17 protein-coding genes are annotated in these 23,397 nt (G+C 59.9%); 10 read left to right on the top strand and 7 right to left on the bottom strand.

Annotation, left to right across the window (positions count from 1 at the left end):
- Positions 1-133: 133 nt before the first annotated feature.
- Entirely contained in the window at positions 134-493 is a 360-nt protein-coding gene (locus tag CKW30_RS04630; RefSeq protein ID WP_095180108.1) for a response regulator, read from the bottom strand.
- A 266-nt stretch (positions 494-759) separates the two neighbouring features.
- Here CKW30_RS04630 and CKW30_RS04625 point away from each other — a divergent pair, with 266 nt between their 5' ends.
- From CKW30_RS04625 to CKW30_RS04605, 5 genes are read left to right on the top strand one after another with little or no spacing between them, the layout of a single operon-like run.
- Positions 760-4,233 carry a response regulator gene (locus CKW30_RS04625; RefSeq protein WP_095180107.1) on the top strand — a complete coding sequence of 1,158 codons (3,474 nt, stop codon included), beginning with the start codon at positions 760-762 and terminating at the stop codon, positions 4,231-4,233.
- Positions 4,233-5,066, top strand: coding sequence for a protein-glutamate O-methyltransferase CheR (locus CKW30_RS04620; RefSeq protein ID WP_016774863.1), 834 nt, complete (start codon positions 4,233-4,235; stop codon positions 5,064-5,066). Before CKW30_RS04625 ends, CKW30_RS04620 begins: the two co-directional genes overlap by 1 nt.
- Positions 5,063-5,656, top strand: a complete 594-nt coding sequence (locus CKW30_RS04615; RefSeq protein ID WP_095180106.1) for a chemotaxis protein CheB — start codon at positions 5,063-5,065, stop codon at positions 5,654-5,656. The genes CKW30_RS04620 and CKW30_RS04615 overlap by 4 nt, the downstream gene beginning before the upstream one ends.
- Positions 5,650-6,864, top strand: coding sequence for a hybrid sensor histidine kinase/response regulator (locus CKW30_RS04610; RefSeq protein WP_041480260.1), 1,215 nt, complete (start codon positions 5,650-5,652; stop codon positions 6,862-6,864). The genes CKW30_RS04615 and CKW30_RS04610 overlap by 7 nt, the downstream gene beginning before the upstream one ends.
- A gap of 44 nt (positions 6,865-6,908) precedes the next feature.
- Positions 6,909-7,286, top strand: a complete 378-nt coding sequence (locus CKW30_RS04605) for a response regulator (protein WP_056789776.1) — start codon at positions 6,909-6,911, stop codon at positions 7,284-7,286.
- 34 nt (positions 7,287-7,320) lie between these two features.
- On the opposite strand, the gene CKW30_RS04600 is transcribed toward CKW30_RS04605, so the two are convergent.
- The 3 genes from CKW30_RS04600 to CKW30_RS04590 form a co-directional block, all read right to left on the bottom strand.
- Positions 7,321-8,991, bottom strand: coding sequence for an ATP-binding protein (locus CKW30_RS04600; protein ID WP_095180105.1), 1,671 nt, complete (start codon positions 8,989-8,991; stop codon positions 7,321-7,323).
- On the bottom strand, positions 8,988-10,490 hold the full coding sequence (locus CKW30_RS04595) for an ATPase domain-containing protein (RefSeq protein ID WP_095180104.1): 1,503 nt from the start codon (positions 10,488-10,490) through the stop codon (positions 8,988-8,990). The genes CKW30_RS04600 and CKW30_RS04595 overlap by 4 nt, the downstream gene beginning before the upstream one ends.
- Before the next feature lie 132 nt (positions 10,491-10,622).
- Positions 10,623-11,678 (bottom strand): tetratricopeptide repeat protein, encoded by a 1,056-nt coding sequence (locus CKW30_RS04590; RefSeq protein WP_095180103.1) that lies wholly within the window; start codon positions 11,676-11,678, stop codon positions 10,623-10,625.
- A gap of 171 nt (positions 11,679-11,849) precedes the next feature.
- Here CKW30_RS04590 and CKW30_RS04585 point away from each other — a divergent pair, with 171 nt between their 5' ends.
- The 3 genes from CKW30_RS04585 to CKW30_RS04575 are packed head-to-tail and all read left to right on the top strand — an operon-like array spanning position 11,850 to position 15,130.
- Positions 11,850-13,985, top strand: coding sequence for an FUSC family protein (locus tag CKW30_RS04585; RefSeq protein WP_095180102.1), 2,136 nt, complete (start codon positions 11,850-11,852; stop codon positions 13,983-13,985).
- Positions 13,975-14,175: a DUF1656 domain-containing protein gene (locus CKW30_RS04580; RefSeq protein ID WP_016774855.1), complete on the top strand. Its 201-nt coding sequence runs from the start codon at positions 13,975-13,977 to the stop codon at positions 14,173-14,175. Before CKW30_RS04585 ends, CKW30_RS04580 begins: the two co-directional genes overlap by 11 nt.
- Positions 14,176-14,200: 25 nt before the next feature.
- Positions 14,201-15,130, top strand: a complete 930-nt coding sequence (locus tag CKW30_RS04575; protein WP_371857526.1) for a biotin/lipoyl-binding protein — start codon at positions 14,201-14,203, stop codon at positions 15,128-15,130.
- A gap of 202 nt (positions 15,131-15,332) precedes the next feature.
- On the opposite strand, the gene CKW30_RS04570 is transcribed toward CKW30_RS04575, so the two are convergent.
- The 3 genes from CKW30_RS04570 to mexE are packed head-to-tail and all read right to left on the bottom strand — an operon-like array spanning position 15,333 to position 21,211.
- On the bottom strand, positions 15,333-16,754 hold the full coding sequence (locus CKW30_RS04570) for an efflux transporter outer membrane subunit (RefSeq protein ID WP_095180100.1): 1,422 nt from the start codon (positions 16,752-16,754) through the stop codon (positions 15,333-15,335).
- Positions 16,751-19,942, bottom strand: a complete 3,192-nt coding sequence (locus CKW30_RS04565) for an efflux RND transporter permease subunit (RefSeq protein ID WP_095180099.1) — start codon at positions 19,940-19,942, stop codon at positions 16,751-16,753. Before CKW30_RS04565 ends, CKW30_RS04570 begins: the two co-directional genes overlap by 4 nt.
- A 15-nt stretch (positions 19,943-19,957) precedes the next feature.
- Positions 19,958-21,211 (bottom strand): multidrug efflux RND transporter periplasmic adaptor subunit MexE, encoded by a 1,254-nt coding sequence (gene mexE, locus CKW30_RS04560; RefSeq protein WP_095180098.1) that lies wholly within the window; start codon positions 21,209-21,211, stop codon positions 19,958-19,960.
- 370 nt (positions 21,212-21,581) lie between these two features.
- Between mexE and gcvA the strand changes: the two genes are divergently transcribed.
- On the top strand, positions 21,582-22,487 hold the full coding sequence (gene gcvA, locus CKW30_RS04555; protein ID WP_076562754.1) for a transcriptional regulator GcvA: 906 nt from the start codon (positions 21,582-21,584) through the stop codon (positions 22,485-22,487).
- Positions 22,488-22,562: 75 nt separating this feature from the next.
- Entirely contained in the window at positions 22,563-23,390 is an 828-nt protein-coding gene (locus CKW30_RS04550) for a DMT family transporter (RefSeq protein WP_041480272.1), read from the top strand.
- Positions 23,391-23,397: the final 7 nt, after the last annotated feature.

Raw genomic sequence — 23,397 nt, 5'->3', positions numbered from 1 at the left:
GTATTTCGTTATTTATTAACGCGGCCAAAAATTATTCAGGATAGAGCTGGCAGGTTAAGCAATGGCAGTGTTAGTTAGTTGCTGATTATTTTCGGATGTGACAAGTTGCATCTGCGACGGACATTTATCACGTTTATTTCAGAATGCCTTTAACTTTGTCGCGCAATTGATCGATGGAGAAGGGCTTGCCGATGACATGCATGCCATCGGGTACTTCGAGACTCTCGGCATAACCGCTGGCGAACAGGATGGGCAGAGCAGGGCGCAGCTGACGGGCCTTTTGAGATAGTTCGCGGCCATTCATGCCAGGCAGGCCGTAGTCGGTCATCATCAAATCGATGGCTTTGCCAGGATCCGCAAGGATTTCGAGTGCCGCGTTGCCGTCATCAGCCTCCAATACCGTGTATTCCAGCTCCTCCAGCACATCGACGATAAGCATGCGCACGATGGAGTCGTCTTCTACGACCAGGATAGTGGATGGAGTGGCAGACATGGCAGGACTCTCAGAAAAATGAAATCGGGGGATACCGGGCAAGCGAATTTTGCCGGACTCTTGCATGAGTAAGTGGCGCATAGCCACAAGTTCCCGAGCTGATACAAAAAAGAACAGGTCAGTGTGGTGCGGCAAGGATAACCGTTGGCGTCGTCCAATGCGCAGGTGTGCGTAGGAAAATGCCATCATTTGTGTGAGAAAAATGGATCCATGGCGGGGTTTTGGGGCAAACTCTCGGGTTTTCAACAGTTCGACAAGGCTGCCCCATGTCCTCTCCGTCCTCGGTTGATGAACAACGGTTCCGCAAACTTCTGAGTCGCAACGTCAGCCTGCCGCTGGGCGTCGGCGTGCTCAGTGCGGTGTTTTTCGTCTCACTGATCACCTATTTGCTGTCCGTCATCCAGTGGGTCGAGCATACCGACCGGGTGATCAATAACGCCAATGAGGCGGTGAAACTCACTGTCGATCTCGAAACCGGCATGCGCGGCTATCTGCTTAGCGGTGACGAGCACTTTCTCGACCCGTACGAAGTTGCCAAGCCGCGTATCGACGTCGCTCTCAATACGTTGCTGGAGCTGACCGCCGATAATCCGGTGCAGACCGACCGCTTGCGTCGCCTGCAAGCGTTGCAGGTGGAATGGGCCAACTACGCGCAATCGATGATCGACCTGCAGCGCAGCAGCGGCGATTATCGCGGTGCGGTCAAGGCCGGGCGGGGCAAGCGGCTGACCGACGAAATTCGCAAGCAGTTCGAAGACGTCATCGAAACCGAGCAAGTGCTGCGCGCCACGCGCAACGAGGATGTGCGTCGCACCACCATCTGGAGCATCACCCTTTATCTGATTTTCATCGTTGGTATCAGCGGTTTGCTGGCCTACATCGGCCGCCGTGACCTGGTCAATCTGTCGACCAATTACAGCGCCAACCTCGCGGCGCAACAGGCCAGCGCCGAACGCCTGGAGAAGCAGGCGTGGCTGCGCAACGGCCAGACACAATTGGCCGAGCAGGTGCTGGGGCAACTGACGCTGAACCTGCTGGGGCGCAACATTCTGCAATTCTGCGCGCAATACCTTGGCACTGCCGTCGCTGCGCTTTATGTGCGTGAAGAACATGGCGGCCTCAAGCGCGTGGCGACTTATGGTTTCTCCCGCGAGCAGGAAGAGCTGAACCAGACGATTTACAGCGGTGAAGGCATCGTCGGCCAAGTCGCAGAACAAGCACGCCTGATCCGTCTCGACGCGGTCCCTGGCGACTATTTCAAAGTCAGCTCCGGCCTCGGCGCAGGCCTGCCGCACAGCGTGCTGGTGGTGCCGACCAGCGATGACGACCGCGTCAACGGCGTAATCGAGTTGGGCTTCCTGCGTCCGCTGTCCGAGCGCGACATCGAATTGCTGGAGCTGATTGCCGGCAACATCGGCACCTCGATCGAGGCGGCGCGCTACCGTCAACGCTTGCAGGAAGTGCTCGCCGAAACCCAGCAGCTCAATGAAGAGCTGCAAGTGCAGCAGGAAGAGCTGAAGACTGCCAACGAAGAGCTGGAAGAACAGTCGCGGATTCTCAAGGAATCCCAGGCGCATCTGGAAACCCAGCAAGTGGAGCTGGAGCAGACCAACGAGCAGCTCGCCGAACAGCGCGATGCGATGGACAAGAAAAACACCGAGCTGAATCAGGCGCAGATTCAACTCGAAGAGCGTGCCGAAGAGCTGCAACGCTCGAGCAAGTACAAGTCCGAATTCCTCGCCAACATGTCCCACGAACTGCGCACGCCGCTCAATAGTTCGCTGATCCTGGCCAAGCTGCTGGCGGAAAACCCGCAGCAGAATCTGTCGGCGGAACAGGTCAAGTTTGCCGAATCGATCTATTCGGCCGGCAACGATCTGCTCAACCTGATCAACGACATCCTCGACATTTCCAAGGTCGAGGCCGGCAAGCTTGAAGTGATTGCCGAAAACACCCGCGTCGATCGTCTGGTCGATGGCTTGCGCTCGATGTTCGAACCGCTTGCTGCCGACAAGCACCTTGCTTTCACTGTCGAGGTCCAGCCGGACGCTCCCGGCTTACTGTTCACCGACCGGCAGCGGCTGGAGCAGGTGATCAAGAACCTGCTGTCCAACGCGATCAAGTTCACCGAGCACGGCGCCGTCAGCCTGAGCATCACCGCGCAGCCGAATGATCACATCGCTTTCAGCGTCAGGGATTCCGGGATTGGTATCGCTGCGGATCAGCAGGAAAGTATCTTCGAAGCGTTCCGTCAGGCGGATGGCACCACCAACCGCAAGTACGGCGGTACCGGCCTCGGCCTGTCGATCTCGCGGGATCTGGCAACGTTGCTGGGCGGCTCGATCAGCGTCGACAGCGTACCGGGGCAGGGCAGCACGTTCACCCTGGTGTTGCCGCGTCAGTATCGCGAATTCGGCGAAACGCCGGCCGCGCCGCTGACTTTTCATACCGCGCCTGCGGTGGCTACACCAGTGGCCGTTGCGGCACCGCTGGCGTCAGCGATTCCGGCTGTCATCCCGCGCTTCGCCGACGATCGCGACAAGGCGCCGTTCGCCACCCGCTGCATTCTGGTGGTGGAGGATGAACCGAACTTCGCCCGTATCCTCTATGACCTGGCCCATGAGTTGGGTTACATGTGTCTGGTCGCCCACGGCGCTGACGAAGGTTACGACCTGGCGCGCGAATTCGTGCCGGATGCGATCCTGCTCGACATGCGCCTGCCGGATCATTCCGGTCTGACCGTGCTGCAACGCTTGAAAGAACGCGCCGAAACCCGGCACATTCCGGTGCACGTGATTTCCGTGGAAGACCGCGTCGAAGCCGCCATGCACATGGGCGCGATCGGCTACGCAGTGAAGCCGACCACCCGCGAAGAGCTCAAGGATGTGTTCGCCCGTCTCGAGGCCAAGCTGACGCAGAAGGTCAAACGCGTGCTGCTGGTCGAAGACGACGATCTGCAACGCGAAAGCATCGCGCGGCTGATTGGCGACGAAGACATTGAAATCACTGCAGTCGGCCTGGCCCAGGACGCCCTGGAATTGCTGCGCACGACCATCTACGACTGCATGGTCATCGACCTCAAGCTGCCGGACATGCTCGGCAACGATTTGCTCAAGCGCATGTCCACCGAGGACATCTGCTCGTTCCCGCCGGTCATTGTCTACACCGGCCGCAACCTGACCCGCGATGAAGAGGCCGAGCTGCGCAAGTATTCACGCTCGATCATCATCAAGGGCGCGCGCTCCCCGGAGCGGTTGCTCGACGAGGTCACACTCTTTCTGCACAAAGTCGAATCGCAGCTGTCCCATGAACGGCAGAAGATGCTCAAGACCGCGCGCAGCCGCGACAAGGTCTTTGAAGGTCGTAAAGTGCTGCTGGTGGACGACGATGTGCGCAACATCTTCGCCCTGACCAGTGCACTGGAACACAAAGGCGCAGTCGTGGTGATCGGCCGTAATGGCCGCGAAGCGATTGAGAAACTTCATGAAGTCGAGGACATCGATCTGGTGCTGATGGACGTGATGATGCCGGAAATGGATGGCTTCGAAGCCACCATGGAAATCCGCAAGGATCCGCGCTGGCGCAAGTTGCCAATCATCGCGGTAACGGCCAAGGCCATGAAGGACGATCAGGAGCGCTGCCTGCAAGCGGGCGCCAACGATTACCTGGCCAAGCCCATCGACCTTGATCGTCTGTTCTCGCTGATACGTGTGTGGTTACCGAAAATGGAACGCATCTAGTGGAACGCAGCAGTTCAGCCGAGCGCAACAGCGAAATCGAATTACGCTTGTTGATCGAGGCGATTTACCTGAAGTACAGCTATGACTTTCGCGACTACTCCGGCGCTTCGATCAAGCGCCGGGTGCAGCACGCGCTGAGTCAGTTCGAGTGCGCGACCATCTCGGCCCTGCAAGAGAAAGTCCTGCACGACCCGACGGCGTTCATGCAGCTGCTGCAACTGCTGACGATCCCGGTCAGCGAGATGTTCCGTGATCCTTCGCACTTCCTGGCGATCCGCAACGAAGTGGTGCCGCTGCTGCGCACCTATCCGTCGCTGAAGATCTGGATTGCCGGCTGCAGCACGGGCGAGGAGGTCTATTCGATGGCGATTCTGCTGCGCGAAGAAGGCCTGCTCGACCGCACGATCATCTACGCCACCGACATCAACCCGCGCTCGCTGGAGAAGGCCAAGCAAGGGATTTTCTCCATGGAAAACGTCCGCGCCTATACCGCCAATTACCAGCAGGCCGGCGGCCAGCGTTCGTTTGCCGATTACTACACCGCAGCCTATGGCTACGCGATTTTCGACAAGAGCCTGTGCGAGAACGTGACATTCGCCGACCACAGCCTGGCCACCGATAGCGTGTTCTCCGAAACCCAGTTGATTTCCTGCCGCAATGTGCTGATCTACTTCAACAAGAAGCTGCAGGACCGGGCATTCGGGCTGTTCCATGAATCACTGTCGCATCGCGGCTTTCTGGTGTTGGGCAGCAAGGAAACCCTGGATTTTTCCAACTATTCGAATCAGTTCGAGGCGTTGGTCAAACAAGAACGGATCTACCGCAAATCATGAACGACACCCCGAGCCTGCCTCGCATCGAGGCTGTCGTGATCGGCGCCTCCGCAGGCGGTGTCGAGGCGCTGCTGACCCTGCTCGGGCCATTGCGCAAAGGCTATGTGCTGCCGATCATCATCGTTTTGCATCTGCCGGAAGAACGCCGCAGTCATCTGGCCGAAGTGTTCTCCCGCCGTGTGGTGATGCCGGTCAAGGAAGCTGAAGACAAGCAGGACATTGAAGCCGGCACGGTGTATTTCGCCACGCCCGGTTATCACTTGTCGGTCGAAGCGGATCGCAGCTTGTCACTGAGCCTGGAGGACCGCGTACATCATTCGCGGCCGTCTATTGATTACCTGTTTGAATCCGCCGCTGACGTTTACGGCGAGACACTCGCCGCCGTCCTGCTGACCGGCGCCAATCACGATGGCGCGCGCGGGCTCGCTTACGTCAAGCGTTGCGCCGGCCTGACCATTGTTCAAGACCCCGAGGATGCACAAGTTGCCACCATGCCCCAGGCTGCACTGAACGTTCTGCAGCCGGATCATGTCCTACCCATTCACGGCATCGGCCGTCTGCTAGTCGAGCTGGAACGAATCGCATGCTGAGTAATATCCAAGCCAAACTGTTGATCGTTGACGATCTGCCAGAAAACCTGCTGGCGCTGGAAGCGCTGATCAAGCGCGAGGATCGCACGGTCTACAAGGCTCTGTCGGCGGACGAAGCACTGTCGCTGTTGCTGCAGCACGAATTCGCCATGGCCATTCTCGACGTGCAGATGCCCGGCATGAACGGCTTCGAACTCGCCGAGCTGATGCGCGGTACAGAGAAGACCAAGAACATTCCGATCATCTTTGTCAGCGCTGCCGGCCGAGAACTCAACTACGCGTTCAAAGGCTATGAAAGCGGTGCGGTGGACTTCCTGCACAAGCCGCTGGATATCCATGCGGTGAAGAGCAAGGTCAACGTTTTCGTCGATCTGTATCGCCAGAGCAAGGCGATGAAGCAGCAGGTCGAGGCGTTGGAGCAGGCCCGGCGTGAGCAGGAAGCGCTGCTGCAACAGCTGCAAAGCACCCAGCTGGAGCTGGAACAAGCGGTGCGCATGCGTGATGACTTCATGTCCATCGTTGCCCACGAGGTGCGTACACCGCTCAATGGCCTGATTCTCGAAACCCAGTTGCGTAAAATGCATCTGGCGCGAGACAACGCCTCAGCGTTCACCCTCGACAAGATGCAAGCGATGGTCGACCGCGATGAGCGACAGATCAAAAGCCTGATTCGCCTGATCGAAGACATGCTCGATGTCTCGCGAATCCGCACCGGCAAACTGTCGATCCGACCGAGTCGTTTCGATCTGGTGCAACTGGTCAGCAATCTCCTGCAGAATTTTGCCTCGCAAATGGAAGCGGCAGAAACCAGCGTTTCCTTCGAGGCATCGGCGCCGGTAGAAGGTTGCTGGGACGAGTTCCGCATCGAGCAAGTGGTGTCCAATCTGCTGACCAATGCCTTGCGTTACGGTGGTCGCAGCCCGATTCAGGTGCGCGTCTATCGCGAAGATGACGAGGCCCGGGTCGAGGTACAAGACCACGGCATCGGCATCAGCGCCGAGAACCAGAAGCGTATTTTTCAGCAGTTCGAACGGGTGTCCGCCAAGACGGTGGTGGCCGGGCTCGGGCTGGGTCTGTTCATTTCCGAGCAGATCGTCGCCGCCCATGGCGGCTCCATCGTCGTCGAGAGTGAAATCAACGAGGGCGCCCTGTTTCGCGTTTGTCTGCCAATCCAGGAAAACGGCATATCCGACGCAACCTCTGAGTGACCACACGGTCGTATCAGCAGCTATTGACCGAACAAAGGCTTCCCATGAGCGTAGATGCGCAAGATGTAGTACTCGTCGTCGAAGACGAACCGGTTATCTTGATGGTCCTGACGGATTACCTGTCGGGGCAGGGCTATCGCGTGTTGCAAGCGGAAAATGGCGAGCAGGCTTTCGAGATCCTCGCCAGCAAACCTCATCTCGACATACTGATTACCGATTTCCGCCTGCCGGGCGGGATCTCCGGCGTGCAGATTGCCGATCCGGCGGTGAAATTGCGACCGGACCTCAAAGTGATTTTCATCAGCGGCTATCCGCAGGAAATCCGTGAGACCGGCAGCCCGATTACCAACAGCGCACCGATTCTGGAAAAACCGTTTGATCTGGATGTGTTGCAGGAAAAGATTCAGGAATTGCTGGCCTGATATGTAGGAGCTGCCGTCGGCAGCTCCTATCGATTCAGCTATTGATCATCTCGCGCACCTTTGCGGTGAGCAGATCAAAGGTGAATGGCTTGGTGATCATCTGCATCCCCGAGTCGAGGAAGCCTCCGCGCACCGCAGCGTGCTCGGCATAGCCGGTGATGAACAACACTTTCAGACCTGGGCGATATTGCCGACCAACCTCCGCCAGTTGACGACCGTTCATCCCCGGCAGACCAACGTCACTGATGAGCAAATCAATACGTTGCGTCGAATTGAGAATCGGCATGGCGCCGTCGGCATCACCGGCCTCGACGAACGCGTAACCCAGCTCACTGAGCACGGCGCTGACCAATACGCGCACCGCAGGGTCGTCTTCAACGATGAGTACGGTTTCGCCATCCATCGCATACGGAGCCTGCTGCGAATCCGAGACGGGAATTTCTACTTCCTCACCCCGGAAACGCGGCAGATAGAGTTTTACCGTGGTGCCTTCATCGATTTCACTGTCGATCGACACATGCCCACGCGACTGCTTGCTGAAACCATAGATCATCGACAGTCCGAGGCCGGTGCCCTGGCCGATCGGCTTGGTGGTAAAAAACGGATCGAACGCACGGCTGACCACACTCTGCGGCATGCCGCTACCGTTGTCAGTGACGCTGAGCATCACGTAATCGCCCGGCTCCAGATTGCTGTAAGCGGCGGTGAAGTCGCTATGCAGCACCTGATTGCTGGTTTCCACCACCAGTTTGCCGCCCTCGGGCATCGCATCGCGGGCATTGATGACCAGGTTGAGCAGGGCGCTCTCGAGTTGATTGGGATCGGCCTCGGCAACCCAGAGGTTGTCGTCCAGGCGCATTTCCAGATGAATGCTTTCATTGAGGCTGCGTTGCAGCAGCTCGCCCATCGACAGCACCAGCGTGTTCATCTGCACGGCTTTCGGGTCGAGGGATTGCCGGCGCGAGAACGCCAACAAGCGGTGAGTCAGGCCGGCGGCGCGGTTGGCGGAGGTCACGCCTAGATCGATCAGACTGTCGAGGTCTTCGGTGCGGCCCCGGGCCAGACGCCGGCGCAGCAGTTCCAGGCTACCGATGATGCCTGTGAGCATATTGTTGAAGTCGTGAGCAATGCCGCCAGTAAGTTGGCCGACCGCTTCCATTTTCTGCGATTGGCGCAGCGCTTCTTCGTTGTGGCGAAGTTGTGCGGTGCGCTCTTCAACCTGTTGTTCGAGGGTTTCCAGAGTTGATTGCAGACGTCGTTCGCTTTCGCTCAGGTCGATCAGCCGATCGCGCGCTTCATATTGTCGTCGCCGCCCACGCAGGGCGGCGGAGACCAGACTGACCAGCGTCGCGGGATGGAAGGGGCGCTCAAGAAAAGTCACGTTGCCGAGCAGGGTGCTCAGGCGCGACGGCGGCCCTTGTTCATCGCCGCCATGATGAGTCAGCAGCACGATGGGCATGTCCGACCAGGCGGGCTGCTGGTCAAGGTAGGCGATAAGCCCTTCCAGTTCCGGTCCGCGCAACGCCTCAGCAGCAATCAGCAGCAATCCGGCGCCGACCTCCAGTTCGGTGCACAGAGCGCCGAGATTCGGCGCCACCATGCCGCCGTAACCGGCTTCGTTGAGAATCATCAACGCGATCTGGCTGTCACGACCCATGGGCGCCAGCACCAGCACCCGCTCGGCCAACGGCGTGTTGACCGTCACAAGCTTTCATCCTCAAGCAATGGATTGCTCGCTCCCATGTAGGTCGGCACGCCACGCAGCACGCCCTGGAAGGATTCCAGCGGTTGGCCGATGGTCATGCCACGCGAGGAAATCCGGTATTCACGGATGGTCGACTCGTGGTTGCCGGTACGTTTCTTGATAATCGAGATCGCCCGGCGGACTTTGCCGAGGGCTTCGAAGTAGCGCAACAGAATCACCGTGTCGGCCAGGTAAGTGATATCGACCGGCGCCTGCATATCGCCCACCAGGCCGTGCTGGGCGACCGTCATGAAAGTCGCCGCGCCTTTGCGGTTCAGGTACAGCAACAGCTCGTGCATGTGCAGCACCAGCGCGTTTTCTTCCGGCATCGCCGCTTGATAGCCGTTGATGCTGTCGATTACCACGGTTTTGATACCCAGCTCATCGACGCAACGCCGCACGCGATGGGACAACTCACCGGGAGACAATTCGGCGGCGTCTACTTGTTCGATCAGCAGATTACCGGTGGCCTGCAAGGCTTTGAGGTCGATACCGAGATGACGCATGCGTTCGAACAGCAGGCCCAGCTCTTCATCGAAAATGAACAGCGCGGCTTTTTCGCCTCGAGCCACCGCTGCGGCGGCGAAGATCATTGAGATCAGCGATTTACCGGTACCGGCCGGGCCGAGAATCAGCGTGCTTGAGCCGGTCTCGATGCCGCCGCCGAGCAGGGCGTCCATTTGCGGGATGCCGCTGGACAGCTGCAGACGTGGGTAGTCGCCGCGATGTTCCGCCGCTACCAAGCGTGGAAAAACATGGACGCCGTCGCCCATGATGGTGAAGTCGTGGAAACCGCCACGGTATTTCTGCCCGCGATACTTGACCACTCGAACGCGCCGACGCTCAGCGCCGTAGCTCGGTGTCAGCTCTTCAAGACGAATCACGCCGTGGGCGACACTGTGCACGGTCTTGTCGAGGGACTCGGTGGTCAGGTCGTCGAGCAGCAGGACGGTGGCGTCGTAGCGCACGAAGTAATGCTTGATCGCCAGAATCTGCCGACGATAGCGCAACGAGCTCTGCGCCAGCAGACGGATCTCCGAGAGACTGTCGAGCACAACGCGAGTCGGTTTGAAACGTTCGACCACTTCGAAAATCTGCCTGGTCGCCTCACCCAGTTCAAGGTCCGAGGAATACAGCAGACTTTGCTGGTGTTCGGCATTGAGCAGGCTTTCGGGCGGTGTCAGCTCGAAGATCTTGATGTTTTCGTTCAGCTCCCAACCGTGGGAGAGCGCACCTTGACGCAGTTCTTTCTCGGTTTCCGAGAGAGTGATGTACAGGCAGCGTTCCCCGGCCAGCGCACCGGCGCGCAGGAAATGCAACGCCACGGTGGTTTTGCCGGTCCCGGGTTCCCCCTCGAGCAAAAACACATGGCCGCGAGACAAGCCACCGGCAAGGATGTCATCCAGGCCTACAATGCCGACGGCGGCCTTTGCACTGATCAACTCGTTTGATGTAGTCAAAAAACGCCCTCTTATGACTAGGGTAATCCGGCGGCTGGCTAGAGTGAGCCGCCTGAGTAACTTGACCTCACGGCGTGTTCACGGTTCCGCTTTTTCTTGGACGGGCGGCCAATTGAGTCCGCCCTGACTGGATTAAAGACCTTGTTGCAGGGCCGGGTCGTCCGGATTCAGCTGCTCCAGTTGCGCCAACAGGATCTGCACATTCTGCAGTTGGCCGCTTTCCTTCCAGTAGTTGATCAGCAACACCCGCGCCTTGCGGTCGGCGGGGTGGCGCTGGACGATTTCCTGCAGCTGTTTTTGCGCCGCTTCCAGTTCTTCCGCGCTGTGCAGAGTGGTGGCGAGGTCGTAGCGATAATCCTTGTTGTCCGGCTCCAGTTCTACCGCTTTGGACAGGCCGAGCAGGGCGTATTCGCGCTGGCCGTGGTGCAGCAGCCACAGGCCGAGGGCATGTTGCAGATAGGCGGAAGCAGGCTGCGCCTTGAGTTGACGTGCGAGCAACTGGCGAGCGGCATCGCTCTGGCCCTGGCGGTCGAGCACATCGATCTGCATGACCAGCGCTGGCAGGTTGCCCGGTTCCAGACGCAAGGTATTGTCCAACGACTGTTGGGCCTGTTTGTATTCGGCGTTGTGGATATAGAGACGGGCCAGTTGCGCGTAGTTGGCGGCGCTTTCCGGCTGGCTTTCCAAGGTCTGTTGCCAGCCGTCGATGGCCTGCTGTAGCGGTGCGAAATACAGACCGAGCTCGTCCGGGGCCAGGCCGAGCAGGGCGTTGATCGCGGCAAAACGGACAGTTTGTTCTTCATCATCGAGCAACGGTCCGAGCAGCAGACTGCGTTGCCCGCCGGGCACCAGACCGACGATGCTTTTGATCGCTGCGACGCGCACTTGCGGTGCTTCGTGATGCAGGTCGATGTCAGCCAGTTTCAAGGCCTGCGGGCTGGGGTAGTTGGGCAGCTCGCCGTGCAGCCAGACCCGGCGTTTGACCGAGATGTCCGGGCGGCCCAATTGCTGGTACAACTGGCGCGCCGCTCCGGGTTCACCAGTGCGCGCGGCGTTCAGCGCTTCGCTGTAGCCATGTTTGATAGCATCGGGGATGGTCGGTGTGCTGCTGCGCCATGACAGCCAGACGACGCCGAGGATCAGTACGAGGCCTAGGCCGATCAGCAGGTTGCGGCGGGACTGAGTCATGCGGGGTTTCCGAAAGCTTCGAACTTGAGCAGAGCGGCAAGCTTCGTTCAGCTTGGCGCGTGAGTCAAACCGTTGCCAGCGAATCGTCCTACAACACGTGTCGACTGTGAAATCCGTCAGGCTTTTGCTGGAATGTCTACGCTTGCAGAAGTCGTTTTAAAGAGAGTGCCCATGTCTGCGCTGTACACCTATTTCAAGGCTTTGATCCATCCCGGTCAGGGTGTTCTGCTGTTTGCCCTGCGGACCATCGCCGCCGGGCTGTTGACGCTTTATCTGGCGTTTATCTTCGATCTCGAACAGCCCAAATGGTCAATCATGGCCGTGGTGATCGTCAGCCAGCCACTGGCAGGGATGGCACTGGCGCGCAGTTTCGGCCAGGTAATCGGCACCACCGTGGGTGCCGCGGTGGCGGTGCTGATCATGGCGATTTTCCCTCAGGCGCCGCTGCCGTTCATCACGACATTGGCGTTGTGGCTGGCGCTGTGCACAGCGGGCGGCACCTTGCTGCGCTACACCAGTTCCCAGGCGTTCGTGCTCAGTGGCTACACCGCGGTGGTGGTGGCCTTGCTGGCGATCCCGGACCAGGAAGGCACGTTTTTGCTAGCGGTCACCCGCGTCACCGAAACCCTGCTGGCCGTTGCCTGCGTGTGCGTGGTGAGCCTGCTCACAGCCCGGCCTGAAGCAGTGGCCAAAGGTTATTTCGCCAAAATCGATCAGGTGATCAAACTGGCCGCCAGCCACGCCGCCGAAGTGCTTCGCACGGAAGAAAGCGAAGCCGATTTTCAGCGTCGGCAGATGCAACTGCTCGGCGAGATCAGCGCATTGGAGGGGTTGCGGCGCCATTTGTATTTCGATGCCCCACGTTTGCGCGATGCCGACAATCTGGTGTTGCTGCTCGGCAATCAACTGATGCTGCTGACGTCGCGACTGACCGCGCTACGGCATCAGCGCGAATTGCTCATCGAACGCTGGGAGGGCGATCTGCCGCTGGAGGTGCAGCAACTGCGGGCCGAGGAACTGGCGTTGCTTGAGCAACTGGCGCAACAGGGTCGTGCGCTGTCTGGCGCGGACCGGCAACGTTTCGTCACCTTGCAGCAACAGTTCGAAGCGTTGGCGTACAAGGCCGAGCAGCAGACCGAGAACATGAGTGCGGCCCTGCGTTCACTGGCCTGGGCGCTGCGTTGGGAGCAGGCGCGCCTGCTGCAGCAACTGGAGCAGATTCTCGAACTGAGCGACGCCATTCAGGAAGGGCGCCCGGCCAGTTGCGTCTATCGCGGCCAGAGCAGTCCGTTGCATCTGGATTTCACCCTGGCCTCGATGAACGCCATTCGCGCCTTTACCGCGCTGTTGGTCAGCGGATTGATCTGGATCGAAACGGCGTGGGATGGCGCGCGCGGCGGAATGATTCTGGTGGGGATTCTCTGCTCGCTGATGGCGACGTTTCCGCGTCCGCTGATGGCTGCGCAAAGCTATGCGCGAGGCTTGGGTCTGGCGCTGGTAGTGTCGGCGTTCTATCAATTCATGCTGGTGCCCGCGATCAGTGATTTCGAGCTGCTGGCCTTGCTGCTGGCGCCGCTGCTGTATGCCATTGCCGTGGGCATTTCCAGTCCGGCCACCGCCGGTATCGGCATGGGCCTTGGCCTGTCCAGTTTCCTCATGCTCGGGCCGCAAAATACCGGCACTGGGCAGAATACGGCGATCCAATGGTTCGAATTCGCCGGCGCCTACGTCAGTGCAGCGATGCTGGCCCTGATCGTTTATTCGCTGATCTTCCCGTTCCGCCCGGGCTTGCGCATCCGGCGCCTGTACGGCGAAGCGCGGGAGCAGGTGTACCAACTGAGCAAAATGCCGGCCACCGATGAACAACAATTCGCCTTCGAGAGTCGGATGACCGATCGCCTGACCAGCATGCTCGGCCTGCTGCCAGCGGCAAACGATCGCGCCATGCAACGCTTGTATGAAATCAGCCTGGCTTGCGTAGCCCTGGGCGTGGCCATGCATCAGCTGAGGCAGCAGGCGCAGAACAACGCGTTACTCACCGATGCGTTCAGCCAGCGCCTGGCATCGGCGTTACGCAAGACCGGTCGCCTGGTTGCCGGACGCGCGGATGTGCAGCTGCCGGCGCTGCTGGCGACGTTGCACCAACTCGGAGATCAGCTGGACGAGCTGCACGCCGCCAGCCATGAACATTTATGGTCGGTTTTTCGCATGCGTGTGGCGCTGCTGATTGTGGTGTCGTTCCTCGAGCGCCACGGCGAACATTTGCAACCTCAAGGTCTGGAAGGAGAACCGCAACTTGCCCATTGATTTCGAAATTGGCGGGGTTTATCTGCCGCCGATTGCCCAGGCTCTGTTACTGGCGATCCCGATTTTCATGTTGCTGGACTGGTGCTTGCGCCGCCTGGGCGTACTGCGCCTGGTCTGGCATGAAGCGCTGTTCGAAGGCGCGCTGTACGCCTGTGTCTGCGCCACGCTGATTCTGTTGATGGGAGCCTGATGTCTTGAAAGCACTAGTTGCACGAATGATGACCGTGGCAGTGGTGATCCTGGCGATCGTCCTCGGCTGGTTTGCCTGGGAGTATTACACCCGCGCGCCGTGGACACGGGATGCTCGGGTGAGGGCGGATGTGGTGACGCTGTCGGCGGATGTTTCGGGGCGTATCGTCAAACTGGCGGTGCAGGACAACCAGCATGTCGACAAAGGTCAATTGTTGCTGGAGATCGATCCGGCGCGCTATCAACTGGCGGTCGAGCATGCCCGACGCTCGGTTGAAGTGTCCAAGGCTTCGCTGGGGCAATCGCAAGCGGCAATCGTCGCCAGTGAAGCGTTGCTCAAGCAACGCCAGAGCGAGGAGCGCCGGCGACGTACGCTGAAGCAAGGCTTCGCCATTTCCGGTGAAGAATGGGAGAAGGCCAGTACCGACGTGGCGGTTGCCCAGGCGGATCTGTTGCGCAATCAGGCCAACCTCGGCTTGGCCGAGGCCAATGTGCAACTGGCAATTGCCGCGCTGACCCAGGCTGAACTGGACTTGCAGCGCACCCGCGTCGAATCGCCGGTCAGCGGTTATGTCACCAACCTGCTTACCCGCCAGGGTGATTACGCACAGGCGGGCGGGGCACTGCTGGCGTTGGTCGACAGTGATTCGTTCTACGTCAGCGGCTATTTCGAAGAAACCAAGCTGCCGCGAATCGCGGAGGGTGATCGGGTACGCATTCAATTGATGAGTGGTGAGCGCTTCGGCGGCACAGTGGAAAGCATCGCCTTCGCCATCGCCGACCGCGAAAACGCGCCCGGCAGCCGATTGCTGGCAAACATCAACCCGAGTTACACCTGGGTGAAGCTCGCGCAACGGGTGCCGGTGCGCATTGGGATTGATGGTGACTTTGCCGGCAAGCATCGCCTGCGCGCCGGTACCACCGCCACTGTCACCGTCCTGGAGGATCACCGCTGATCCATTGTGGGAGCGAGCCTGCTCGCGAAGGCAGAGTATCAGCCACCGCTGATATGTCTGACCTGACGCTTTCGCGAGCAGGCTCGCTCCCACAAAAAATCCCAGTGCTGCAAACAGGCATAAAAAAACCCCGCGACCGAATGATACGCGGGGCAAAAAATTTGGTTGGTTGCGGCCAACCAAAGGAGCTCTTTAACAACCTTTACTTGCTGGCAACTGTCTCCGGTTGCCAGCCACCGCCGAGGGCCTTGTAGATCGCGACGATGCCGCGATACAGCTCGACTTCGGCCTGTGCCTGACTGTCTTCGGCGTTCAGGCGCTCACGCTGGGCGTCGAGCAGGACGAGGAAATCGGTGGTGCCTTCGCGATAACGGATTTCTGCCAGATCAGCGGCCTTGCGACTCGATTCGCTCTGACGGATCAGCGAGATCAAACGTTGCTGACGCTTGCCGTAATCGCTGAAGGCATTTTCCGATTCTTCCAGCGCCAGCAGCACCTGTTGCTCGTAGTTGGCCAGCGCGCCTTCGGCGTCAGCATCGGCACCGCGCAAACGGGCGCGGACGCTGCCGAGGTCAAACGCAGCCCAGGTGATGCTCGGGCCGAGTGCCCAGGCGTTGGCTGCCGACGAACCGATCTGCGAGCCACGTCCGGCGGTCCAGCCGAGGAAGCCGCTGAGGCTGACCCGCGGGAACAGGTCGGCCTTGGCCACGCCGATGCGCGCAGTGGCCGAAGCCAATTGCCGTTCGGCGCTGAGAATGTCCGGACGACGTTGCAGCAGTTCACCCGGATCACCGATCGGCAGCGCCTTGGCGATGGCCGGCAGATCTTTCGGGCTCAGATCAACGGTCAGTTTGTCCGGGCGCTCACCGAGCAGGGTAGCGATACGGTTTTTCTGCCGAACCTGTTCCGCCTGCAGCTGCGGCACCGTGGCTTCGACGTTGGCCAGACGCGCATCGGCGCGTTCGACATCGAGCTGATCACCGACACCGGCGTCACGCAGGCTGATGGTGATCTTGCGCGACTCCTGCTGGTTGTTGAGGTTGGCCACGGCGATTTTTTCCCGCAGCTGAGCGCCGCGCAGTTGACCGTAGGCGTCGACCAGTTCGGCAATCATGGTGACTTGCAACTGGTAAAGATCGGCTTCGGCGGCCTGCTGGTCGGCGTCACTGGCTTCCAGATTGCGCTGGATGCGGCCGAACAGGTCGAGCTCCCAGGCCATGTCCAGACCGAGGTCATAGCGCTCGCTATTGACCCGGTTGGTGGTCTGGCCGGGAATCTGGCCCTTGCCCAGGTCGCTGCTGGCGCGGCTGGTGATGGTCGGCATCGCGTCATTGCTGGCGTCGTCGCGGATCGCCCGGGCGGCTTTCCAGCGGGCGAACGCCACGCGCAGTTCACGGTTGCCTTGCAGCGACTGGCTCACCAACTGGTTCAGAGTCGGATCATCGAATTGTTGCCACCAGACGCCTTCGAATTTCGAACGGTCGAAGTTCTTTTGCCCGGCGGCGCCGTCGGTGGCGGTCGTGATGTTGGCCGCCTCCGTGGCTGGGGTCTTGTAGTCGGGGCCGACGGCGCAGGCGCTGAGGGCCAGCACCAGCAGACTCGGCAGGAAGACTTTCAGACTCATTGTTGCGCCTCCAGTGGCTTTTGAAGAGTGTGCGCCTTGGCTGCTTTGCGCTGCTCGCCGCGTTCGACAAAGTTACGGATCAGTACATAGAACACTGGCGTCAGCAGCAGACCGAAGAAGGTCACCCCGAGCATCCCGGAGAACACCGCCACACCCATGGCGTGACGCATTTCGGCACCGGCACCGCTGGAGAACACCAGTGGCACCACACCCATGATGAACGCGAAGGAGGTCATCAGGATCGGCCGCAGACGCAGGCGGCAGGCTTCCAGCACCGCAGCGAGCGGATCGAGGCCTTCTTCCTGTTTATCCTTGGCGAACTCGACGATCAGAATCGCGTTTTTACAGGCAAGTCCCACCAGTACGATCAAGCCGATCTGGGTGAAGATGTTGTTGTCACCGCCGGAAATGATCACACCGGTGATGGCCGACAGCAGCGTCATCGGTACGATCAGGATCACCGCCAGTGGCAGGCTCCAGCTTTCGTATTGGGCGGCGAGCACCAGGAACGCCAGCAGTACGCAGAGCGGGAACACGAACAGCGCGGTGTTGCCGGACAGAATCTGCTGGTAGGTCAGGTCGGTCCACTCATAGGTCATGCCGTTCGGAAGTTCTTCCTTGAGTAGTTTCTCGATGGCTTTTTCCGCCTGGCCAGAGCTGTAGCCCGGGGCTGCGGCACCGTTGATTTCAGCGGTGATGAAGCCGTTGTAGTGCATCACGCGATCCGGTCCCGAGGTGTCGCTGACCTTGATGAAGGTCGCCAGCGGGATCATTTCGCCTTTGTTGTTGCGTACTTTCAGCTGACCGATCTGGTCGGACTCAAGACGGAACTGCTGTTCAGCCTGAACGTTGACCTGATAGGTGCGCCCGAAGCGGTTGAAGTCGTTGGCATACAGCGAACCCAAATAGATCTGCAGGGTGTCGAAGATATCGCTGACGGCCACGCCGTGGGTCTTGGCTTTTTCACGGTCGATGGCGGCATCGACCTGCGGCACGTTCACCGTGTAGCTGGTGAACAGACCGGCCAGTTCCGGCACGTTGTGGCTTTTGTTGATGATGTTCATGGTTTCTTTGTACAGCTCGTCGTAGCCCAGGTTGCCCCGGTCTTCGATTTGCAGGCGGAAACCACCAATGGTGCCCAGACCTTGTACCGGCGGTGGCGGGAAGATCGCCATGTACGCTTCCTGAATGTTCGCGTACTGGCCGTTCAAGGCGCCGGCAATCGCGCCGGCGGACATGCTCGGGGCTTTACGCTCGTCGAACGGTTTCAGCGTCACGAAGACGATGCCGGCGTTCGGGCTGTTGGTGAAACCGTTGATCGACAGGCCCGGGAACGCTACGGCGCTTTCCACGCCCGGCTGTTTCAGCGCGAGGTCGGACATACGCTTGATCACGTCTTCGGTGCGATCCAGGCTCGCGGCATCCGGCAATTGCGCGAAGGCCACCAGGTATTGCTTGTCCTGGCCGGGTACGAAACCGGTCGGCGTGCTGGAGAAACCGAAGAAGGTCAGTACCATCAGGCCTGCATATACGAGCAGGGCGATGCCGCTGCTACGGATAACCCGGCGCACGGTGCCGACGTAGCCATGACTGGCACGGTCGAAGAAACGGTTGAACGGACGGAACAGCCAGCCGCCGAAGATCTTGTCGAGCACTTTCGAGAAGCGGTCTTTCGGCGCGTCGTGGCTTTTCAGCAACACAGCGGCCAATGCTGGCGACAGGGTCAGCGAGTTGAACGCCGAGATCACTGTCGAGATAGCGATGGTCAGTGCGAACTGTTTGTAGAACTGCCCGGTGAGGCCGGAAATGAACGCCGCTGGAATGAACACCGCACACAGCACCAGTGCGGTGGCCACGATCGGCCCGGTCACTTCCCGCATGGCGCGCTTGGTCGCTTCGACCGGCGTCAGGCCGAGTTCGATGTTCCGTTCGACGTTTTCCACCACGACGATGGCGTCATCCACCACGATACCGATGGCCAGTACCAGGCCAAACAGCGACAGGGCGTTGAGCGAGAAACCGAACAGGTGCATGACCGCAAACGTACCGATCAACGATACCGGCACCGCCACCAACGGGATGATCGAGGCGCGCCAGGTCTGCAGGAACAGAATCACCACCAGCACCACGAGGATCAGCGCTTCGAACAGGGTGTGCACCACCGCCTCGATCGAGCCACGAACGAAGATCGTCGGGTCATACACGATGCTGTAGTCCATGCCCTGCGGGAAGCCTTTCTTCAGCTCTTCCATCTTGCCGCGCACTTCGTTGGAAATGTCGATGGCGTTGGAACCGGGACGCTGGAAGATCGGAATCGCTACAGCCGGCTGATTGTTCAGCAGCGAGCGCAAGGCGTATTGGCTGGAACCCAGTTCAATGCGTGCGATGTCCTTCAGGCGAGTGATCTCACCGTCGTCGCCTGCGCGAATGACGATGTTCTCGAACTCTTCTTCGGAGACCAGACGGCCTTGGGTGTTGACCGACAGCTGGAAGCTTTGCGCGGTCGGGGCAGGGGGCGCGCCCAGTTGACCGGCGGCGACCTGACGGTTCTGTTCGCGAATCGCGGTCACCACATCGGTGGCGGTCAGATTGCGTGAAGCGGTCTTGTTCGGGTCAAGCCAGACGCGCAGCGAGTAGTCGCCCATACCGAACAACTGCACGTCACCGACACCACCGAGGCGAGCAAGCTCATCCTTGATGTTGAGGATCGCGTAGTTGGACAGGTACAGCATGTCGTAGCGCTTGTCCGGTGAGGTCAAGTGCACAACCATGGTCAGGTCCGGCGATGCCTTGTCGACGGTGATACCGATGCGCGTTACTTCCTCGGGAAGCTTCGGCTCGGTCCGGGTCACCCGGTTCTGCACTTGCACCTGCGCGTTGTCCAGGTCAGTGCCCAGGGCGAAGGTGATGGTCAGGGTGATCTTGCCGTCGGCGGTCGACTGCGAGGACATGTACAGCATGTTCTCGACGCCGGTGATGGCCTGCTCCAGCGGAGCGGCCACGGTTTCACCGATGACTTTGGGGTTGGCGCCCGGGAAGTTGGCGCGCACGACCACGGTCGGCGGCACGACTTCCGGGTATTCGCTGATCGGCAACTGGAACAGCGAGATCGCACCGGCGATCAGGATCAACAGCGACAGCACCGCTGCGAAGATCGGCCGGGAAATGAAGAATTGGGAAAAATTCATCGGAGTTGTCGTCCCTTAACCGCGTGGGGTCGTAGCAGCCAGCTTCGCAGCCGAACCCGATGCACCCTTGGAAGGGGCAACTTTGGGCAGGTTGCTGGCTTCCAGCGCTTGACGTTGTTGAGCGAGGGCGGCGAGGGTCTGCTCGCTGGCCATCGGAATCACCTCAGGGGTGACCGGTGAGCCAGGACGAACCCGTTGCAAGCCCTTGACGATGATGGTGTCGTCCTTGTTCAGACCGTTGCGGACGATGCGCAGGCCTTCAATCTTCGGACCGAGTTCTACGGCGCGGTAGGCGGTCTTGTTGTCGCCATCCATCACCAGCACGAACTTCTTGCCCAGGTCAGTGCCCACGGCTTCGTCATTGATCAGCATGGCGTTGTAGGTGCCGCTGCCGACCAGTTTCAGCCGTGCGTACAAGCCCGGGGTGTAGGTGCCGTCAGCGTTGTCGAAGACTGCGCGACCACGGATGGTGCCGGTTTTCGGATTGACCTGGTTGTCGACGAAGTTCATCTGGCCGAGGTGCGGGTTGCCGTCTTCGTTGGACAGGCCCATGTATACCGGCGTAGTGGCGCCACGCTGGCCGTTGCGGGCCAGTTGGGTGTATTTGAGGAACACGCGTTCGTCGGCGTCGAAATAGGCGTAGACCTTGTCGGTGGAGACGACGCTGGTCAGTGCGGTGGTATCGGCGGTCACCAGGTTGCCGGCAGTGATTTCGGCGCGGCTGACGCGGCCGCTGATCGGTGCGGTCACGCGGGTGAAGCTCAGATTCAGTTTGGCCAGGTCCAATTGTGCCTGCAGAGCACCGACGGCGGCGCGGGCCTCTTGGGCAGCGCTGGTGCGCGAGTCGGCCAGTTCAGCGGAAATGGCGTTGCTGGTACGCAGACGTTCACCGCGAGCGGCTTCGTTTTCGCTGCGAGTGGCGGTGGCGCGGGCTTGAGCAACCAGAGCTTCGAGGCGGCGTACCTCGGCCTGGAACGGACGCGGATCGATCTGGAACAGCAGGTCGCCTTTCTTGACCAGCGCGCCTTCGGTGAACGCGACCTGATCGATCTGGCCCGAAACCCGTGGGCGGATTTCAACGGTTTCCGGCGCTTCGAGGCGCCCGGTAAATTCGTCCCACTCGTTGACCGGTTGTTCCAGCACCTTGGCCACGCTGACTTTGGCAGCGGGCGGGGCGCCGGCAGTCTCCGGAGTTTTGCCGCAGGCGCTCATCACCAGTACGGCCAGCATGGCCAACGGGAAGCGCAAATGTTTGAGTGATTGTTCCATGGATGCAATCCGCCGAAGTATTGAAGATGGGCGGATGATGCTCGGCGCGGGTGTGATGGCACGAATCGAATGAAGCAAAGGTAACTATCATTCGGAATGATATAAGCGCCGAGGCAGCCCTCTAGCATGCACCTTTCGTTAGGGGGCTAACAATCGGCCTGAAGGCAATTCTGTGTTGCTTGATCTGCAATGATTGCGACCGACGCTGCGCGCGGAGGATTATCCGGCGATTAAATACCTCGCTGTTACCAGCACCTCGCCCACTTGCCGGAGCAATACGCCAATGTCGCGGAACGGGCAACCAAGGGAGTTTCGCTCTAACATGAGCGCAACCTCATGCTCTGACATTTATCGTCCCCGGATCATTTTTATGCGCGACCTGCCCCCGACCGCGACCCTGCGTGCTTTTGAAGTGGCCACCCGACATCCGACGTTCACGGCTGCCGCTCAAGAGTTGCACGTGACCCAGAGCGCCGTCAGTCATCAGCTCCGGCACCTTGAAGAACTCTGGGGCTTGCAATTGTTCGAGCGCGGCAAGGCGTTGCGCCTTACAACAGCGGGGGCGACGCTGGCGCCGATCGTGCGCGAGTTTTTCATCAGCCTTGAAGCAACGCTGGAGGATCTGCGCGAGCAAAAGGACAGGGTTCGCCTGACTGTCAGCACCACCTATTCGTTCGCGTTGAAGTGGCTGCTGCCACGCTTGCCGAATCTGTCGCGCCTGCACCCGGAGCTGTTGGTGTCGCTGGATACCACGGACAAGATCATCCACTTCGCCAATGGCGAAGCCGATGTCGCAATCCGCTTGGGCAAGGGCAATTACCCCGGTCTGTATTCAGAGTTCCTCTTCGGCGAACAGGTGTTTCCCGTGGCCAGCCCCGAACTGCTGCAGCGCGTCGGCAGGCCGGGCAGTCCCGCCGAGTTGCTGCAGATGCCGTTACTCATTCGCGACGGCGCCGAGTTGGCGCCGAAATGGGAGGTGTGGTTTCAGTCCGTCGGGCTGGAGTTTTTACCGCTGCGCGAAGGCGTCAGATTTGGTGACACCAACATGACGGTGGAAGCTGCGTTGCTCGGCCAGGGCGTTGCATTGGTGCGCAGCGGCCATGTCGAAAACGAAATCGCCGATGGCCGTCTGGTGAGGCTGTTCGATGTGCCGTTCACTTCGCCGCTTGCTTATTATTTCGTCTGTCCCAAAGGCATCGAAGCCCAGCCGCACATCCTCAGATTTCGTCAATGGTTGCTCAGTGAAGCGCTGAAGGTGCAGAGCGCACAGCGCTGAAGTATGAGCAATTGCTCACGGTGTAATGAGGAGACTTCACTGTAAGGCCGATGCCAGGGATGCTTAGAATGCTGCATGCCAATCCATCTCGTACTCCTCGTTCTGTTCGCCGCGCTCCTGCACGCCAGCTGGAACGCGCTGCTGCGCGGTGGCGCCGATCGGCTCTGGTCGATGACGATGATGTGCGTGGCCATCGCCATCGTCTGCCTCATCGCCACCTTTTTCATGGCCGCGCCTGCACCTGAGAGCTGGGGGTATGCGCTGCTCTCGGCACTGCTGCATGTCGGCTACAACCTGTTTCTGGTGCGCAGCTATCGGGTCGGCGATCTAGGGCAGATCTATCCGATTTCCCGTGGGTCGTCGCCAGCGCTGATCACCCTCGGCGCCGCGCTGTTTGCCGGCGAAACCATAACCCCCGGCGAACTGCTCGGCATTGGTCTGGTGTCCGGGGGGATCATTTCGTTGGCGTTCCGAGGGCGCAGCCTGTCGGTGCCGAGCCTGCCGTATGCGCTGGGCACCGGTTGTTTCATCGCCGCCTACAGCGTCGTCGATGGCATTGGCGCCAGGCTTTCCGGTGCGCCGCTCGCGTACACGGTGTGGATGAGCGCCCTGTGGGGTGTGTTGATGCCATTGGTGTATATCGGCCTGCGCGACGCCCGCAGTCTGTTTTCCGTACGGCCCGGCATGCTCGCCGCTGTGGGCGGCGGACTGGTTTCCTTACTGGCTTACGCAATCGTTATCTACGCGATGAACGAAGCGCCACTGGGCGCGGTGTCGGCCCTGCGCGAAACCAGCGTGCTGTTCGCGGCATTGCTCGGCTATTTGTTCCTCGGTGAAAAGCTCACCGTCCGCAGGATGCTGGCATGCGTGGTCATCGCCAGCGGCGCCATCATCATCGGCTGACATAGGC

This window comes from Pseudomonas sp. Irchel 3F6 (assembly GCF_900187595.1).
In the GTDB taxonomy this organism is placed as follows: domain Bacteria; phylum Pseudomonadota; class Gammaproteobacteria; order Pseudomonadales; family Pseudomonadaceae; genus Aquipseudomonas; species Aquipseudomonas siliginis.
Note: the sequence above shows the minus strand (reverse complement) of the source record. Positions and strands in the feature narration are given on the sequence as shown.

Excerpts from the sequence above, each read along its gene's own strand:
- CKW30_RS04630 (WP_095180108.1), bottom strand. The coding sequence starts at position 493 with ATGTCTGCCACTCCATCCACTATCCTGGTCGTAGAAGACGACTCCATC.
- CKW30_RS04625 (WP_095180107.1), top strand. The coding sequence starts at position 760 with ATGTCCTCTCCGTCCTCGGTTGATGAACAACGGTTCCGCAAACTTCTG.
- CKW30_RS04615 (WP_095180106.1), top strand. The coding sequence starts at position 5,063 with ATGAACGACACCCCGAGCCTGCCTCGCATCGAGGCTGTCGTGATCGGC.
- CKW30_RS04610 (WP_041480260.1), top strand. The coding sequence starts at position 5,650 with ATGCTGAGTAATATCCAAGCCAAACTGTTGATCGTTGACGATCTGCCA.
- CKW30_RS04605 (WP_056789776.1), top strand. The coding sequence starts at position 6,909 with ATGAGCGTAGATGCGCAAGATGTAGTACTCGTCGTCGAAGACGAACCG.
- CKW30_RS04590 (WP_095180103.1), bottom strand. The coding sequence starts at position 11,678 with ATGACTCAGTCCCGCCGCAACCTGCTGATCGGCCTAGGCCTCGTACTG.
- CKW30_RS04585 (WP_095180102.1), top strand. The coding sequence starts at position 11,850 with ATGTCTGCGCTGTACACCTATTTCAAGGCTTTGATCCATCCCGGTCAG.
- CKW30_RS04575 (WP_371857526.1), top strand. The coding sequence starts at position 14,201 with ATGATGACCGTGGCAGTGGTGATCCTGGCGATCGTCCTCGGCTGGTTT.
- CKW30_RS04570 (WP_095180100.1), bottom strand. The coding sequence starts at position 16,754 with ATGAGTCTGAAAGTCTTCCTGCCGAGTCTGCTGGTGCTGGCCCTCAGC.
- CKW30_RS04565 (WP_095180099.1), bottom strand. The coding sequence starts at position 19,942 with ATGAATTTTTCCCAATTCTTCATTTCCCGGCCGATCTTCGCAGCGGTG.
- mexE (WP_095180098.1), bottom strand. The coding sequence starts at position 21,211 with ATGGAACAATCACTCAAACATTTGCGCTTCCCGTTGGCCATGCTGGCC.
- gcvA (WP_076562754.1), top strand. The coding sequence starts at position 21,582 with ATGCGCGACCTGCCCCCGACCGCGACCCTGCGTGCTTTTGAAGTGGCC.
- CKW30_RS04550 (WP_041480272.1), top strand. The coding sequence starts at position 22,563 with ATGCCAATCCATCTCGTACTCCTCGTTCTGTTCGCCGCGCTCCTGCAC.